A 16174-nucleotide genomic window follows, 5' to 3' on the forward strand; every position below is an offset into this window, starting at 1 on the left:
ATTCTTGACTCTGTAGGACTAGGGATGAGCAATGACCAACAATTGCTAATAGTAGAATAAACTACATAAAGGCTGCACAAAGAGAGGAAAAGAAATTGGATGAACTGAGGGCGGCGCTGGAGTTAGCGACACAAGAGGAATTGCAGGATTTAACGGCAATTTTGTTTAGTCGTAAATTTAATCCCCTAGATTATGTTCATACACCTGAACCCATTGAGGTACAAAGCCAAAGCCGCGAAGCTTGGCTAGACACATTAGAGAATCGGTTTCGGTTTTTAGCTGCGGATGGGATCACAGTATTACGGGGGCGTACAAGTCAGGTAACTTACCGTCAAGCATTAATTCAGGTCTGTAAATATTTGAAAATTCCCTATTCTAGAGAATTGACGACTGTTGATTTAGAGGCGGAGTTATTTTTACATCTATTAGGACAGGTGTGGAAAAAACTGCCGGAAAATGAGAAACAAAAATTAAATCAGCAGGTGCAACGTCAACTGTGCCAGTCAAAAATCCAACAACCCCTACCACTTTTATTACAGCGCGACCCATTGGGATTACTGGTTAAAGGTGGTAGCGCCTTGGCTGTTACTTCTATTCTGCAGCCATTGGTATTGCAACAGATAGCGCGCCAATTTGCCATCCACTTTGCTAAATATCAAGTAGCTAAACAGACGGCGATCGCCGGTTCTCAAGCAGCAACTAGCCAATTTAAAGGCTATGTAGCTCTACAAATGGCGCGGCGGGGTATGACTATGAATGCGGCTCGTTATGGGGCAGTGCGTAGTGTTTTTAGCTTCATTGGCCCAGTGATGTGGACTTGGTTTTTTGCAGATTTAGGATGGAGAGCGATCTCTACTAACTATGGTCGGATCATCCCCACCATATTTGCTCTGGCACAAATTCGTCTCACTCGTGCTGAATGTTGGGAGCCAGCTTGAAGTTAGCTTTTTATCATCCCCACACTAGTTTACAAACCCCTTGGAATGTGACTCAAATTGGACTGCTGATTTTTCCCTTGAGTCCTTTGGTGGGCGGTGTCAGTATACTTTTGGCAGCATTAAGAACTTGCCAATTAGAATACCGCAGTGTAATCAAAAGTCCCCTTAACTGGGGATTTGGGCTTTTAAGTGTATTACTGATTATTAGTTGTAGCTTTGCCGATGATAAAACACAAGCTTTTCTGGGCTTATTTAATTTATTACCATTCTTCCTAGTTTTTGCTGGACTCAGCACCCTGATTCAGACAACTGTTCAATTGCGGCAAATAGCGATGATTTTCGTGATTGGTTCAGTTCCAGTGGTGATAATGGGCTTTGGGCAGATGTTTTGGGGTTGGAGTTTCCAGTTACAGGTTTTGTGGATTTTATTAGATTTAGGTCTGTCTGCGGGAGGAGTTCCACCAGGGCGTATGTCCTCTATTTTCATGCACGCCAATCTTTTGGCTGCTTATTTAGCGATCGCCTTCACCTTGGGATTAGGGTTATTGTTAAAACAATGGCCATTAAAATCCAAAATAACCACAATTTTTTTAACGCTGTTGGTAATTACCAGCTTTGCTGCTCTGATTTTAACTGACTCACGTAATGGATGGGCGATCGCGATCGTTGCCTGTTTAGCTTATGCACTTTACCAAAGCTGCTATCTAATTATTGCCAGTTTTGCCAGTGTAATTACTGGCGTCCTGTTAGCAGCTTTCGCCCCCTCACCAGTTGCAGAAACCTTTCGCCGCTTTGTTCCGACTTACTTTTGGGCGCGGTTAAATGATCAAATGTATCCAGATAGACCAGTGGCTTTAATGCGAACTACTCAATGGGAGTTTGCTTGGTCTTTAACTCAGCAAAAGCCTTGGACAGGTTGGGGTTTACGCAGTTTTAGCGACCTCTACAAAGCACAGATGCAAATTGATTTAGGTCATCCTCACAATTTATTTTTGATGCTATCTGCTGAAACTGGTTTACCGATCGCACTGTTATTTTTTGGCTGTCTGGCTTGGATATGGTTTGCAGGTGTGCAATTGTTGCAGAAACCCAACTATTTAGACAAAAAAGATAAATTGATATTTTTCAGTTATATTGTTGTAATTTTACAATGGTTGATATTCAACACCGTAGATGTAACTTTATTTGATTTTAGGCTAAATACAATTTCGTGGTTATTTTTCTCTGCACTTTGGGGAGTTGTATATAGTAGTTCTCGTTTGCATAGGTACGGTGAATAATTCATTGACCACAGATGAAGATATATCATCTATACACGGAATCGGGAAAGTTGCTTTTATAGCCAGATTTTTCCAAATTCGATGATATGCTTGATAAAAGCTATGTTGGTGGATGGAAGTTCTGGTGCGTGGGATGGGGGGTCAGGTGTGCGATCGCGCCTAAGAAATAGTCCAAGAATTACGTAAAAGCCAGTAAATAAACTTGACTCACATTGTTTACAAAATATGGTGCTAAGTCATAATTATTGAGTGCAACTAATCGGTAAAATGGATGTGTCCGTCATCAAGTAAAATACGCCTAAGTAGCTGATCTGTGTATGCTGACAACTTCTGACTTTCTTCAGTACGGCCAATGGTCGGGTATTGCCACCATAGCATTCGCCGCCCTGACATTGCTGGCTTTTATTGTCAAGTGGGGTATCCGCTTTCGACTGGTGGGTACAACTGGCTTTATGTTGGTGCTGACTGCGGGTTTATTTTCTCTGTCTTTGGTGCCTTTGAGTCGCACTGTGATTCCAGGGGCGGTAAAATATACTTTAGTTTATGATAATGCTTCTACAGAAACGGTGATTGCTACATCACCTCAAATTTCAGCCGAACAATTAGAAGCAACTTTGTTGCAAGCGGCTAGTAATCTGTATTCCTATGGTCGTCTGGGGACAAGGGGAGATAATCAACTGACTATTCGCGCTCGTACTGTGATTCATCCTGAACCAGGGGTTTCTGTACCTCTTTACTTAGGTCAGATCAAGCGGACATTAGCTAGTCGCGAAGATGGGAATATGGAGCTACAAATTTATTGGGAAAAATTCGCTCAATTACCCGATGCTGCTTCTTAGTGCTGAATTAGTTCCAACTTTTTCTTGGGTCACGGGGTAGAAAATGGTTGATTTTGGTGAAGTTTCATCTTTACTCGGCGCTCTCCCCGTTGATTTTTTGTTCTCCCGGGTAAAATTCTTTGTCAACAAAATAACATATTTTTTTTGTATTATACTATACAGTATTGATGCTTTTTAGATTAGGATATATAATTGTTAATTCTGGGTCTTCAAAAATTTGGTAGTTCAGAGTTGGAGCCGCATGGGCGTGATTAGAGCCAATGGAAACGAAAATTTCTGGACATAAGTCTAAAATTTGATTAAGAATTATCAACGTTTTGGCACACTAGATTTATATGCCCAGTCAATCTTTTACAAAAAACTTGTCTACTCAAACTTCTAACTCATTATTGACATTGACAGTTGCTCCCGGAAAGGTAATGCGTGGTTGTGGGGTTTTACAATCAACACCAGCAGAAATTTCCCGCCTGGGAACTCGTCCCTTATTAGTGGCGGGTAATTCTACTGTGACTATGGCTCAAAAGAGTCTACAACCAATTTTAGCCCAGGAAAATTTAGTCACAGCCGTAAAGAGTTATGGTGTAGATTGCTGTGAAGCTAGTTTACAAGCTTTAAGGACAGCAGCCCAGGAACACCAAGCTGATGTGATTATTGGTTTTGGGGGCGGTAAAGCTTTGGATGCAGCTAAGTTAGTCGCCTATCAGTTGCGGTTACCAGTAGTGACAATTCCTACATCTGCGGCTACCTGCGCGGCTTGGACTGCTCTTTCTAATGTCTATTCGGAAACCGGGGCTTTCCTCTATGATGTGGCTCTGTCTGGCTGTCCTGATTTATTAATACTTGACTATGATTTAATTCAAACAGCACCACAACATACATTAGTGGCAGGAATTGGGGATGCGATCGCTAAATGGTATGAAGCATCAGTCAGCAGTGGCAATTCTCAACAAACTTTAATTATTGCCGCAGTGCAACAAGCGCGAGTTTTACGAGATATACTATTGCAAAAGTCAGCTACCGCCCTCAAAGAACCAGGTGGTGAGGTTTGGCAAGAAGTGGTAGATGCTACAGTTTTACTGGCTGGGGTAATTGGGGGGCTAGGAGGGGCGCAGTGTCGCACGGTGGCGGCTCATGCGGTACATAATGGGTTAACTCACATCCCTGGACACGGTAGTATACATGGTGAAAAAGTTGCCTACGGTATTTTGGTGCAACTGCGTTTAGAAGAAATGTTGCAAAGTAATCAACTAGCAGCATCGGCACGGCAACAGTTGTTAAAGTTCTATGCAGACATTGGACTGCCGCGAAATTTGGATGATTTAGGTTTAGGCAAAATTACATTAAAAGAATTACAAACAGCTGGGGAAATTGCCTTAGCGCCCCAGTCTGACATCCATCGACTACCGTTTAAAGTTGTGACAGAAGAGTTGATGGCTGCAATGGTTTCTACCACCGCACCAACGGATAGTAGAGAGGTGATTAATCGTGTCTCCACCAGGGGAATGAATGAAGAGGTTTTACAATGAGCTTGAATTGGATTACCCCCGCAGAACGCATACAACAGCTACCGCCTTACGTATTTGCTCGTTTAGACGAATTGAAGGCTAAAGCGCGCGAACAAGGACTTGATTTAATTGATTTGGGTATGGGAAACCCAGATGGTGCCACACCACAGCCAGTGGTGGAAGCAGCAATGGCGGCGTTACAAAATCCCGCCAACCACGGTTATCCGCCTTTTGAAGGTACTGCTAGTTTCCGCAGTGCTATCACTAATTGGTACAATCGCCGCTATAATGTGGTTCTAGATCCGGATAGTGAGGCTTTACCTTTACTGGGTTCTAAGGAAGGATTAGCCCATCTAGCGATCGCTTATATTAATCCTGGTGATTTAATTCTGGTTCCTTCTCCCGCCTATCCCGCCCATTTTCGCGGTCCACTAATTGCTGGGGGGAAAATTCATAGTTTAATTCTCAAACCAGAGAATAACTGGTTAATTGATTTAGCTGCTATTCCCGATACAGTTGCACAACAAGCGAAAATCCTCTATTTTAACTATCCTAGTAATCCCACCGCAGCCACCGCTCCCCGGGAATTTTTTGAGGACATCGTGGCTTTTGCGCGGAAATATGAAATTCTGCTGGTGCATGACTTATGCTACGCCGAGTTAGCTTTTGATGGTTATCAACCCACTAGTTTGTTAGAAATTCCTGGGGCGAAGGAAATTGGGGTTGAGTTTCACACTTTATCTAAAACCTACAATATGGCTGGTTGGCGGGTGGGTTTTGTGGTGGGGAACCGTCATGTAATTCAAGGTTTGCGCACCCTGAAGACTAACTTGGATTATGGTATTTTCGCCGCTTTGCAAACCGCAGCCCAAACAGCTTTGGAACTACCAGATGTGTACTTACATCAAGTACAACAACGCTACCGCACCCGCCGAGATTTTCTCATCAGCGGTTTAGGAAAATTGGGCTGGGATATCCCCAAAACCAAAGCTACTATGTATCTATGGGTAAAGTGTCCCGTGGGTATGGGTTCTACGGATTTTGCCTTGGATGTCTTGCAACAAACTGGCGTTGTTGTTACTCCTGGTAATGCCTTTGGGACCGCAGGTGAAGGCTATGTTAGGATCAGCTTGATTGCAGAGTGCGATCGCTTGGGTGAAGCTTTGCACAGATTTAAACAAGCTGGTATCCGTTATCAACCCGAAACCGTAGTCTCTGGTTCACAATAGAGAAAATCACTGATGTCTACCCCCTGTGCTACCAATTCTCATTTAATTGTTGCCGGTTTTCATGCTCTTTCTGACCCCATCAGGATTAATGCGGTAGAATTGCTACGAAAGCGGGAACAGTGTGTATGCGACTTGTGTGATACCTTGGGGGTAAGTCAGTCAAAACTATCTTTTCACCTGAAAACCCTCAAAGAAGCAGGCTTAGTCAACGCCCGTCAAGAAGGACGCTGGATTTATTACAGTTTGAATTTGAGCCAATTCGCTGTTTTAGAAGCATATTTAGGAGAATATAGCCGGTTAGGAGAAATATCTCCTGCTCAGTCTTGCGATAATTTTTCCTGATATATCAAGTTTTATTGATGAATTTTTGTATACAGTAACCTCTGAGTCATTGACATATCAATTTTTTTTGAAATGATATAAAAGTAAAGCTTTCTTAATTAAATATGAGAGTGCGTGTAGGAATCAACGGATTTGGTAGAATTGGCAGGTTGGCTCTACGGGCTGGATGGGGTTGGCCAGAATTAGATTTTGTGCATATCAACGAAATTAAAGGCGGTGCGGTAACAGCGGCACACTTATTAAAGTTTGATTCTGTCCATGGACGTTGGCCACTAGAAGTAGAAGCGGGTTTTGACAGTGTTTTAATTAACAACCAAACTATCAGCTTCAGTGATTATGCTGAACCAGGCGCAGTTCCCTGGGATGACTTGGGTGTTGATTTGGTTTTGGAATGCTCCGGTAAGTTTCGCACTCCTCAAACCCTCGACCCTTATTTTAAAAGGGGAGTACAAAAAGTAATTGTCGCTGCTCCGGTAAAGGAAGAAGCCTTAAATATAGTCATGGGGGTAAATGATTATCTCTATGACCCCCAAAAGCATCACCTGCTCACTGCTGCTTCTTGTACTACTAACTGTTTAGCTCCAGTAGTCAAGGTAATTCATGAAGGTTTAGGTATTAAACATGGAGTAATTACTACCATCCATGATAATACTAATACTCAAACCATAGTTGATGCTCCCCATAAAGATTTACGCCGGGCGCGGGCTACGAGTTTATCTCTAATTCCGACTACAACCGGTTCAGCAACAGCCATTGGGTTAATTTATCCCGAACTGAACGGTAAGCTCAACGGTGTGGCGGTGCGAGTCCCATTACTGAATGCTTCTTTAACAGATTGTGTGTTTGAAGTTGCAAGACCTACCACGGTAGATGAAATTAATAGCTTATTGAAAGCAGCTTCGGAACAAGAACCCCTCAAAGGTATTTTAGGCTACGAAGAGCGTCCTTTAGTATCCATTGATTACAAAGATGATCCTCGTTCTTCTATTATTGATGCTCTTTCTACAATGGTGGTGGATGAAACTCAAGTCAAAATCCTGGCTTGGTATGACAATGAATGGGGTTACGCCAATCGGATGGTTGAACTGGCGCGTAAGGTTGCATTGAGTTATTAGTCATTGGGAAATATAGGATTTTGCAGGTAAGTAGCTACTAGTAGTTTACCTGAGTCAAAGGAAATCTGCTGTAACAATCTTTCTCCCTACTCCGCAATTGTGTATGACATCTTCTACAGCTTCTGGCGCTAATCTCAAGAATTATATTCTTGTTACCCTAGCCTATTGGGGTTTTACTATCACTGATGGTGCTTTGCGAATGCTGGTACTACTCTATTTTGATAGTATTGGCTATACTCCCTTACAAATCGCCTTTTTATTTCTATTCTATGAAATCTTTGGGGTTATTACCAACTTTCTGGGGGGTTGGATTGGTTCCCAATTGGGTTTAAAGGTAACTCTTTATACGGGTATTGGCTTACAGGTTTTTTCTTTATTCATGCTATCATGGCTGAATCCCAATTGGGCGCAGTGGATGGCGGTGGGTTATGTGATGGTAGCCCAGGCCTTTTCCGGGATTGCCAAAGATTTAACTAAAATGAGTTCTAAGAGTGCTATTCGCTTGGTGGTACCCCAGGAGGCTCAGTCATCTTTATTTAAGTGGGTGGCGGTATTAACAGGTTCCAAGAATGCACTTAAAGGGGTAGGCTTTTTTGTTGGTAGTGTGCTGTTGTCTTCTTTTGGCTTTACCTCTTCCCTATTAATTATGGCTGGGGGACTGTTCTTAATTATGTTCACCGGGTTGATGTTGCCTAGGGGTATGGGTAAAATCAAGGCCAAAGTTAAGTTTAGCCAACTGTTTTCTAAGAGCAAAGAAATTAATATTCTCTCAGCTGCGAGATTTTTTCTGTTTGGTTCCCGCGATGTATGGTTTGTTGTGGGGTTACCGGTGTTTTTACGGGGAAATTTAGGCTGGTCGTTCTATCAAGTGGGTGGATTCTTGGCTTGTTGGGTGATTGGTTATGGTGTGATTCAGTTTTTAGCGCCCACCCTTATCCAGCGCTTTGGTTCTGGTCAACCACCGAAATCTCAGACTATCCAGTTTTGGACATTTACCCTCACAGCAGTTCCCGCGGCGATCGCCTTGGCTTTACAACTGGGCGTACCTGGTAACATCGCAATTATTGGGGGACTGCTTGTATTTGGTGTAGTTTTTGCTTTTAACTCAGCAGTCCACTCCTACCTAGTGTTAGCGTTCACCGATGACGATAAAGTCGCCCTCAACGTTGGCTTCTACTATATGGCTAACTCCGGGGGTCGATTAGCTGGTACAGTGTTATCAGGGTTGGTATTCCAATATTTTAACTTAGTAGGTTGTCTGTGGACATCCATGTTATTAGTCTTAGCAGCCGGACTGGTGACGATGAAGTTACCTGACCCACAACCGAGTCAAGCTATAGCTTGGAAATCCGAAGGTGGAGATTAGGATCATCAACGCTGGGTAGTGCTAAGACTTTTTGCAACAATTCAATACGTTCAGGCACAAATTGATAGTAAATCCATGTGCCGCGTCGTTCTTTCTTGAGTAAACCAGCTTCATATAAAACCTTGAGATGATGACTCACAGTTGGTTGTGATAGTCCCAAAGGTTCTATTAACTCACAAACACAGGCCTCGGCTTGTGGTCGGTTAGCAATGAAACTGAGAAGTTGTAGTCTCGCTGGTTCTCCCAATACTCGGAAAATAGCTGCTATCTCTGCTACTTCATCAGCCTTAAGGAAGCTGGATAGCACTGGTTTACAACAGTTTTTCAGGTCTATAGGCGAGTTCATATTCATATATTGACACTTATCGATATGCTATGGCAAAATATTGATAAACATCTATATAGATGTTTATCAATTCTGTAACGAGATAAATTATGGCAGTATTGAAAACTCATGTGGCTTTGAACGTGACTAATCTGGTCAAGTCAGTAGAATTTTATCAGGCAATGTTTGGTGTGGAACCCGTCAAATATAAAGCTGACTACGCTAAATTTGATATTTCCCATCCGGCTTTAAACCTAACTCTCAACCTAGCCAATCATATCCAGTCTGGTGGTGCCTTGTCTCATTTAGGGGTACAAGTTGAAAGTACACAAGCAGTGCATTCTGCCATCCAAAGGTTTACAGAGGCAGGACTGGCATTGTTTACTGAAGAAGATATAGACTGTTGTTATGCTGTACAAGATAAAGTTTGGGTAACAGACCCAGATGGCAACCGTTGGGAAATTTTTGTAGTCAAAGTTGCTGATACAACACCAAGTGAGAACTGGAAACACTCCTGTTGTGGTTAAATAACCTCCTCTTCCATAATTCCTCATTTTAGGTGATATCAATGAATACCAACACAAACACAACCCCGCTAAAAGCCGGGAGTAACCTGAGTGTTTTTGAGAAATACTTGACTGTTTGGGTATTTTTGTGCATCTTAGCCGGAATTGCACTAGGGAGGTTATTTCCTGGGGTGGCGATCGCACTGGATGCAATGAGTATTTATCAAGTTTCCCTACCCATTGCAGTGTGTCTATTCTTCATGATGTACCCCATCATGGTAAAAATTGACTTTACCCAAGCTGTGAATGCAGTCCGCGCCCCTAAACCTGTAATTCTCACCTTAATAGTCAACTGGTTAATTAAACCATTCACAATGGTGGTATTTGCGCAGTTTTTCTTGGGTTGGTTATTTCGTCCATTAATTACAGGTACAGAATTACTGCGTGGGAGGGAAGCAGAAATAGTTAATTCCTACATCGCCGGGACAATTTTATTAGGAATCGCTCCCTGTACCGCCATGGTGTTGATGTGGGGATATCTATCATACGGTAACCAGGGACATACCTTAGTCATGGTGGCAGTAAATTCACTATTAATGCTATTTTTGTATGCACCCTTGGGCAGGTGGTTACTAGCAGCCAATGATTTAATAGTACCTTGGCAAACCATAGTTTTATCAGTAATCATTTATGTTGGTTTACCTTTAGTGGTAGGAATGTACAGCCGTTATTGGATTTTTAAACACAAAGGTAGACAGTGGTTTGAAAGGCGGTTTTTAAAGTATCTCACTCCGGTTGCTATTACTGCTTTGTTAATTACTTTGGTTTTGCTATTTGCCTTTAAGGGTGAAGTGATTGTTGAGAATCCCTTGCACATTTTGTTAATTGCTGTACCCCTATTTATTCAAACTAATTTCATTTTCTTGATTAGTTATGTGGCAGCATTAAAACTGAATATATCTTATGAAGATGCGGCACCAGCTGCATTAATTGGAGCTAGTAATCACTTTGAAGTTGCTATTGCTACAGCTGTGATGTTGTTTGGCTTAAATTCCGGTGCTGCATTGGCCACTGTGGTAGGTGTGTTAATCGAAGTCCCAGTGATGTTGATGTTGGTTAAAGTTTGTCAGCGCACAGCGGTTTGGTTCCCCAGGGAGCCAGAAAAAGCTACATTACCAGATCCACGCTGTATTAGTAGTGAGGATTTGACTTTACGGTAAAATACCCAATCAAAATTAAACTTAAACAGCCAAAAACTTTTGAATCACATCCTGACTCAGTTCTGTGGTGGAACCAGAGGCCACAATCCCACCTTTTTGCATGGCGTAATAGTAATCAGCTTGACGGACAAAGTGTAAGTGTTGTTCTACTAATAACACAGAAATCCCTTTGGTTTCTACGATGCGACGTACTGCAGCTTCAATTTCCAGGATGATTGAGGGTTGTATACCTTCGGTGGGTTCATCTAAAACGAGTAACTGTGGTTCTCCCATTAAAGCACGGGCGATCGCTAACTGTTGTTGTTGTCCACCGCTCAAGTCACCACCCATGCGGGATAACATAGTTTTTAACACCGGAAATAAGCTAAAAACTTCTTCGGAAATTTCGGCTTTTTTACGGTTTTTTGGTCTAGCTTCTAACCCTAGAAGCAAATTTTCTTTGACTGTCAACCGGGGGATAATCTCTCGTCCTTGAGGAACATAACCAATTCCCAGTTTTGCCCTTTGGTCTGGAGATTTGGAGTTGATTAATTCTGCATTTAAGTTAATTGTGCCACTGCGGGGTGAGAGTAAACCCATAATTGTTTTAAGTAGAGTGGTTTTACCTACACCATTACGTCCAATTAAGCAGATCATTTGTCCTGCTGGTACGCTTAAATCTACGTTGCGTAAAATATGGCTTTCACCGTAGTAAACGTTAAGTTGAGAAATTTTTAGCATCAGTTTTTTGATTCTCAATGGCGGTTATGATTTATCTAAGCTCCAGACCCTAGGGGTTAAAAAACAGCAGTTTTATTCTGGCTGTTCTCCTAGATATACTTCGATTACACGGGGGTCATTTTGGACTTGTGCAAAACTCCCCTGACATAGTACGGAACCTTCATGTAATACTGTTACGGTTTTGGCAATTTGGCGGACAAATTCCATATCGTGTTCAATGACTAGAATTGAATGGCTTTGGGCGAGTGTTAATAGTAGTTGTCCGATGTTGTAGGTTTCTTCGTCTGTTAACCCTGCAACTGGTTCATCAACTAGTAATAAGTCGGGGGACTGTGCTACTAACATCCCAATTTCTAAACGTTGCTTTTCTCCGTGGGAGAGTAACCCGGCGGGAATGTCTGCTTTAGGGGTTAAACCAACTGTTTCTAATAAGCCTTTAATACTATTATTTTCCGTGGTATGAGAGGGATGAAATAGGGTGGAAAATACATTTTTGTGGCGGTTAATAGTAATTTCTAGGTTGTCACGGGGGGTTAAGTTGAGGTAAATTCGCGGTGTTTGGAATTTCCGCCCAATTCCTAAGCGGGCGATTTCATGTTCAGGTAAAGAACGCAGATTTTTACCTTTGAATAAAACTCTCCCAATGGTTGGTTGTACTTTCCCGGTAATTACATCCAGAAAGGTGGTTTTTCCCGCACCGTTGGGACCAATTACTACCCGCAACTCTCCCGCATCCATGCTAAAGTTGAGTTGATTGATAGCTTTAAAACCGTCAAAACTGACGGTGACGTTTTCAGTTTCCAAGATTTTCGCGTTCATGTTGCACTTCTGGGTCTGCTTCTAAAGTGGGATATGTGGGGATGGGACGAGGGCGGTGGAAAAAAGGAATCTGTTGCTTTTTTAACCATCCCATGAGACCGTCAGGTAAGACTGTGACGACTATTAAAAATAGTGCGCCTTGAAAAAATAGCCAAATTTCGGCAAATTGTTCACTTAAAAAAGTGCGCGCATAATTGACTAATAAAGTACCGACTATCGCCCCGGTTAAGGTAGCGCGTCCCCCCACCGCCACCCAAATCACCATTTCAATAGAAAAAGCAATATCCATGGTTCGGGGTGATACTGAACCGCTTTGAAGTGTATAAAATGCTCCTGCTATCCCGGCGATCGCACCGGAGACCGCAAACACTAAAACTTTAAATTCTGTGGGGTTATAGCCAGAAAATCGCACCCGACTTTCATCATCTCGAATAGCGATTAATAATCGCCCAAAGCGTCCACTGGTCAACCAGCGACAAATCCCATAGGTGAAGGCCAGAACAATTACCGTGAGGGTATAGAAAATGAATTGGGTTTGGGAGTCACTGACATTCACCCCAAACAAGGTTCTAAAACCTGTGAGTCCGTTAGTACCGTTAAACAGTTTTTGTTGACCATTAAAGAAGTTGAAAAATATAATCACTGCGGCTTGGGTTAATATGGAAAAATAAACCCCCTTGAGGCGATTCCGAAATACTAAGTATCCTAATAATCCCGCTAGTAGGCTGGGAATCAACACCACCGCCACTGTGGCCAGGGGAAAAGAGTAGAAAGGATACCAAAACCAAGGAAGTTCTTTCACGCCATACAACCCCATAAAATCAGGTAATTCATCGGGGGGAACTTGGAGTTTTAGGTACATAGCGATCGCATATCCCCCCAAACCAAAGAAAATCCCATGTCCCAAACTCAGCAACCCGGTATAACCCCAGATTAAATCCAGACCCAAAGCCACAATGGCCAGGGACAAAAACCGCCCCAGTAGATTCAAACGAAACCCCGACAGCATTGCTGGTATAATTAAAATTAGGATAACTGCGATCGCCACCACCACCCCAATCTCAATTAAAATTAACCGTCCGCCCTTCCGACTCATGCTCTGCGTCCTTTCTGGTTTAAACATCAACAGTACGACCCTTCTGAGGAAAAATACCCCCAGGCTTCCACTGTAAAAACGTGATAATCAGTGCAAACACTAACACCTTGGCCATGCTTGTAGTCGCAAAGAAATTCAACACATCAGCTAAAGGTTGAATAGGAGATAACACCAAAGCTAGAGTCCCAGAACCAATTAAAAAATTAGCCGTACCAATTCCCAAAGCCGCCACAATAGTTCCTGCTAAATTCCCCACACCACCGACCACTACCACCATAAAGGTATCAATAATATAATTTTGTCCGGTGTTTGGTCCTACAGAACCCAGTAAACTAATAGCACAACCAGCCACACCAGCCAAACCCGACCCCAAAGCGAAAGTGATAGCATCAACTTTTTGAGTAGGGATACCCAAACAAGCACTCATACTGCGATTTTGGGTGACAGCACGAATCCTTAATCCCCAGTTAGAACGCTGTAAAAATAGATAAATTCCTCCTACACAAATTATTGTCAAAGCCATAATAAACAAGCGAGCAAATGGTAATTGGAGACCACCTAAAGACATTCCCCCTTGCAACCAACCAGGAGCGGTCACATCTACATTTTGAGCGCCAAACCAAGGTTGAGTAAATACCTGTTGCTCGCTCAATAAATTTCCCATTGTTATTGTTATACCCAGAGATAGTAACAACAACAATCCTACAAACCAGTTACGTACTTTACCCCCATTACTCCGAGCATTTAAAATCCGTAAACCTCCAAAAAACAACACACAAAATAGGAATATGCCAATTACTAATAACCAATTCACACTGCGAACAAACTGTTGAAAAATTAAACTCACCCCCCAAGTTGCTAGGAGAGTTTCTAAAGGTCGTCCATACAGATAACGAATCACGCCCCGTTCTAACACTAACCCCACAACAGCAGTGAATAGAAAAGCAATAATCAAAGCCAAAAATATATAAAAATCAAACCACACTCCGCCCAACTGTTTGCAGCCATTTTGTACTACAAAAGTGGTATAAGCCCCAAACATCATCAATTCACCATGGGCCATATTAATCACGCCCATCAAACCAAATATAATGGCTAGTCCCAAAGCAGCAATTAATAATACTGCCCCAATACTAATACCATTAAATAAAGCTTCTAAGACACCTATTAACACCTATTTATCCTCAAAAAATATCAATAGTCAATGGTCATTGACTATTGAGTATTAACTATTAACTTAAACTTGCTTGTACTTACCACCTTTAGCCGGGTCTGACCAATCACAGCCAAATCCTTGAGTTTCTTGGACAAATTGATTCCAGGGAATTGGTTCTACTGGTGCAGGGGTAGCATAGACAATATCGAATAAACCATCTTGTCTCACTTCACCAATGCGGACAATTTTAGACAAGTGATGATTGGCGTTCATAGTCACTTTACCTTCTGGTGCATCTAAAGTTTGACCATAGGCCGCAGCGCGAACCTTATCTAAGTCAGTTGTCCCAGCTTTTTCTACCGCTTGTTTCCATAAATAAACGGCGACGTATGCTGCTTCCATGGGATCGTTAATTACCCGGTCTGCACCATACTCTTTTTTAAAAGCTTCTACAAACTTTTTATTTGCAGGTGTGTCTACTGTTTGAAAGTAATTCCAAGCTGCATAGTGACCTTGGAGATATTCAACACCAATGGCTTTAACTTCCTCTTCTGCAATACTTACAGACATAGAGGGATATTTATCTGCTGTTAATCCAGCCCCTTTTAATTGTTTGAAAAATGCCACATTGCTGTCACCATTAAGGGTGTTATAAATTACGCCACCATTGGGTAAAGCTTGCTTAATTTTAGAGATGATAGGTGTAACTTCTACGTTACCAAGTGGTAAATAATCCTCACCCACAGTTTTTCCACCTAAAGCCTCCAATTGAGCCTTAATAATGGTGTTTGCAGTCCGGGGAAAAACGTAGTCAGAACCAACTAAAAAGAATTCTTTGCCTTTATTTTTTAACATCCAATCAACAGATGGTTCAATTTGTTGATTGGGAGCCGCACCAGTATAGAAAATGTTTTTAGAACATTCTTGACCTTCATACTGTACCGGGTACCAGAGCATATGGTCTTTACTCTCAAACACCGGTTTAACATTCTTGCGACTAGCAGAGGTCCAACAACCAAAAATGACAACAGTTTGATCTTGATCAATTAGTTTGGTAGCCTTTTCTCTAAAGGTATCCCAGTTAGAAGCGCCATCTTCAGTAATCGCCTCAATTTGTTTACCTAAGACACCACCAGCAGCATTAATTTCTTTAATTGCTAATCTTTCAGCATCAACAACGCTTCTTTCACTAATCGCCATTGTCCCGCTGAGGGAGTGTAAAATACCTACTTTGATGGTGTCACCGCTATCAGTAGCAGTGGGTGATTCATTGGGTGATTCATTCCCGCAAGCCTTGAGCAAAAGGCTAGTACCGATAGTTGCAGAACTATAAAGTAAAAACTTCCTTCGGTTAAATTGTTGAGTCATATTCGGATGAATTTATTACACTGCTTATCTACAGTATTTGATGTTAGTTTGATAGTTTACTATTAAAAAGTTAGCTAATATACAAAGTTTTATAAATTTAGATTGCAGGTGATTTAGGAAATTCAGCCCAAAATCAAAAGCGCCCTTCCGTTGGGAAGAGCGCTTTGATCAATCAGAGAGAGTATTATTTAATTCTCTTAAGCTTAACTTCTTAACCGTTGATTGCAGGAGCAGTCAAAGCAACAGGAGCAACTTCACCAGCAGCCAAGTCTAAGGGGAAGTTGTGAGCGTTACGCTCGTGCATTACTTCCATACCCAGGTTAGCGCGGTTGATCACATCAGCCCAGGTA

General features: G+C 42.1%; 16 protein-coding genes and 1 pseudogene. 10 read left to right on the top strand and 7 right to left on the bottom strand.

Translation table 11 applies throughout. The features are described from left to right. The first annotated feature begins 95 nt into the window (after nt 1–95). The 8 genes from PN457_RS00395 (at nt 96) to arsJ (ending at nt 8614) form a co-directional block, all read left to right on the top strand. Nucleotides 96–938 carry a YaaW family protein gene (locus PN457_RS00395; RefSeq protein WP_271730567.1) on the top strand — a complete coding sequence of 281 codons (843 nt, stop codon included), beginning with the start codon at nt 96–98 and terminating at the stop codon, nt 936–938. Further along, a complete protein-coding gene (locus PN457_RS00400; RefSeq protein WP_271730569.1) occupies nt 920–2218 on the top strand; it encodes an O-antigen ligase family protein in 1299 nt (432 codons plus the stop codon). The genes PN457_RS00395 and PN457_RS00400 overlap by 19 nt, the downstream gene beginning before the upstream one ends. Nucleotides 2219–2535: 317 nt before the next feature. Next, entirely contained in the window at nt 2536–3057 is a 522-nt protein-coding gene (locus tag PN457_RS00405; protein ID WP_271730571.1) for a Ycf51 family protein, read from the top strand. Between the two features lie 335 nt (nt 3058–3392). After that, entirely contained in the window at nt 3393–4583 is a 1191-nt protein-coding gene (locus tag PN457_RS00410; RefSeq protein ID WP_271730572.1) for an iron-containing alcohol dehydrogenase family protein, read from the top strand. Continuing rightward, nucleotides 4580–5791, top strand: a complete 1212-nt coding sequence (locus PN457_RS00415) for an aspartate aminotransferase (RefSeq protein WP_271730573.1) — start codon at nt 4580–4582, stop codon at nt 5789–5791. Before PN457_RS00410 ends, PN457_RS00415 begins: the two co-directional genes overlap by 4 nt. Nucleotides 5792–5803: 12 nt before the next feature. Next, entirely contained in the window at nt 5804–6133 is a 330-nt protein-coding gene (locus tag PN457_RS00420; RefSeq protein ID WP_271730574.1) for an ArsR/SmtB family transcription factor, read from the top strand. 104 nt (nt 6134–6237) lie between these two features. Further along, nucleotides 6238–7248 carry an ArsJ-associated glyceraldehyde-3-phosphate dehydrogenase gene (locus PN457_RS00425; protein ID WP_271730575.1) on the top strand — a complete coding sequence of 337 codons (1011 nt, stop codon included), beginning with the start codon at nt 6238–6240 and terminating at the stop codon, nt 7246–7248. A gap of 103 nt (nt 7249–7351) precedes the next feature. After that, entirely contained in the window at nt 7352–8614 is a 1263-nt protein-coding gene (gene arsJ / locus PN457_RS00430; protein ID WP_271730576.1) for an organoarsenical effux MFS transporter ArsJ, read from the top strand. Here the strand turns inward: arsJ and PN457_RS00435 are convergent. Next, on the bottom strand, nt 8583–8960 hold the full coding sequence (locus PN457_RS00435) for an ArsR/SmtB family transcription factor (protein ID WP_271730577.1): 378 nt from the start codon (nt 8958–8960) through the stop codon (nt 8583–8585). The genes arsJ and PN457_RS00435 overlap by 32 nt on opposite strands. A gap of 89 nt (nt 8961–9049) precedes the next feature. Between PN457_RS00435 and PN457_RS00440 the strand changes: the two genes are divergently transcribed. Together PN457_RS00440 and arsB are read left to right on the top strand one after the other, a co-directional pair. After that, complete coding sequence (locus PN457_RS00440; protein ID WP_271730578.1) at nt 9050–9466, top strand: ArsI/CadI family heavy metal resistance metalloenzyme; 417 nt, start codon at nt 9050–9052, stop codon at nt 9464–9466. A gap of 41 nt (nt 9467–9507) precedes the next feature. After that, complete coding sequence (gene arsB / locus PN457_RS00445) at nt 9508–10665, top strand: ACR3 family arsenite efflux transporter (RefSeq protein ID WP_271730579.1); 1158 nt, start codon at nt 9508–9510, stop codon at nt 10663–10665. Nucleotides 10666–10686: 21 nt separating this feature from the next. Here the strand turns inward: arsB and urtE are convergent, their stop codons facing one another. The 6 genes and pseudogenes from urtE to PN457_RS00475 form a co-directional block, all read right to left on the bottom strand. Continuing rightward, a complete protein-coding gene (gene urtE / locus PN457_RS00450; protein ID WP_271730580.1) occupies nt 10687–11385 on the bottom strand; it encodes an urea ABC transporter ATP-binding subunit UrtE in 699 nt (232 codons plus the stop codon). Nucleotides 11386–11457: 72 nt separating this feature from the next. Further along, nucleotides 11458–12204 carry an urea ABC transporter ATP-binding protein UrtD gene (gene urtD / locus PN457_RS00455; protein WP_271730581.1) on the bottom strand — a complete coding sequence of 249 codons (747 nt, stop codon included), beginning with the start codon at nt 12202–12204 and terminating at the stop codon, nt 11458–11460. Beyond that, entirely contained in the window at nt 12179–13300 is a 1122-nt protein-coding gene (urtC, locus tag PN457_RS00460; RefSeq protein ID WP_271730582.1) for an urea ABC transporter permease subunit UrtC, read from the bottom strand. The genes urtD and urtC overlap by 26 nt, the downstream gene beginning before the upstream one ends. Nucleotides 13301–13319: 19 nt before the next feature. Further along, nucleotides 13320–14474, bottom strand: a complete 1155-nt coding sequence (locus PN457_RS00465; RefSeq protein WP_271730583.1) for an ABC transporter permease subunit — start codon at nt 14472–14474, stop codon at nt 13320–13322. Between the two features lie 63 nt (nt 14475–14537). Next, nucleotides 14538–15824, bottom strand: a complete 1287-nt coding sequence (gene urtA / locus PN457_RS00470; protein WP_271730585.1) for an urea ABC transporter substrate-binding protein — start codon at nt 15822–15824, stop codon at nt 14538–14540. A 211-nt stretch (nt 15825–16035) separates the two neighbouring features. Continuing rightward, a pseudogene (locus PN457_RS00475) lies at nt 16036–16174 on the bottom strand (photosystem II q(b) protein); the annotation flags it as partial.

This window comes from Anabaenopsis arnoldii (assembly GCF_028331025.1).
GTDB classification, from domain to species: domain Bacteria; phylum Cyanobacteriota; class Cyanobacteriia; order Cyanobacteriales; family Nostocaceae; genus Anabaenopsis; species Anabaenopsis arnoldii.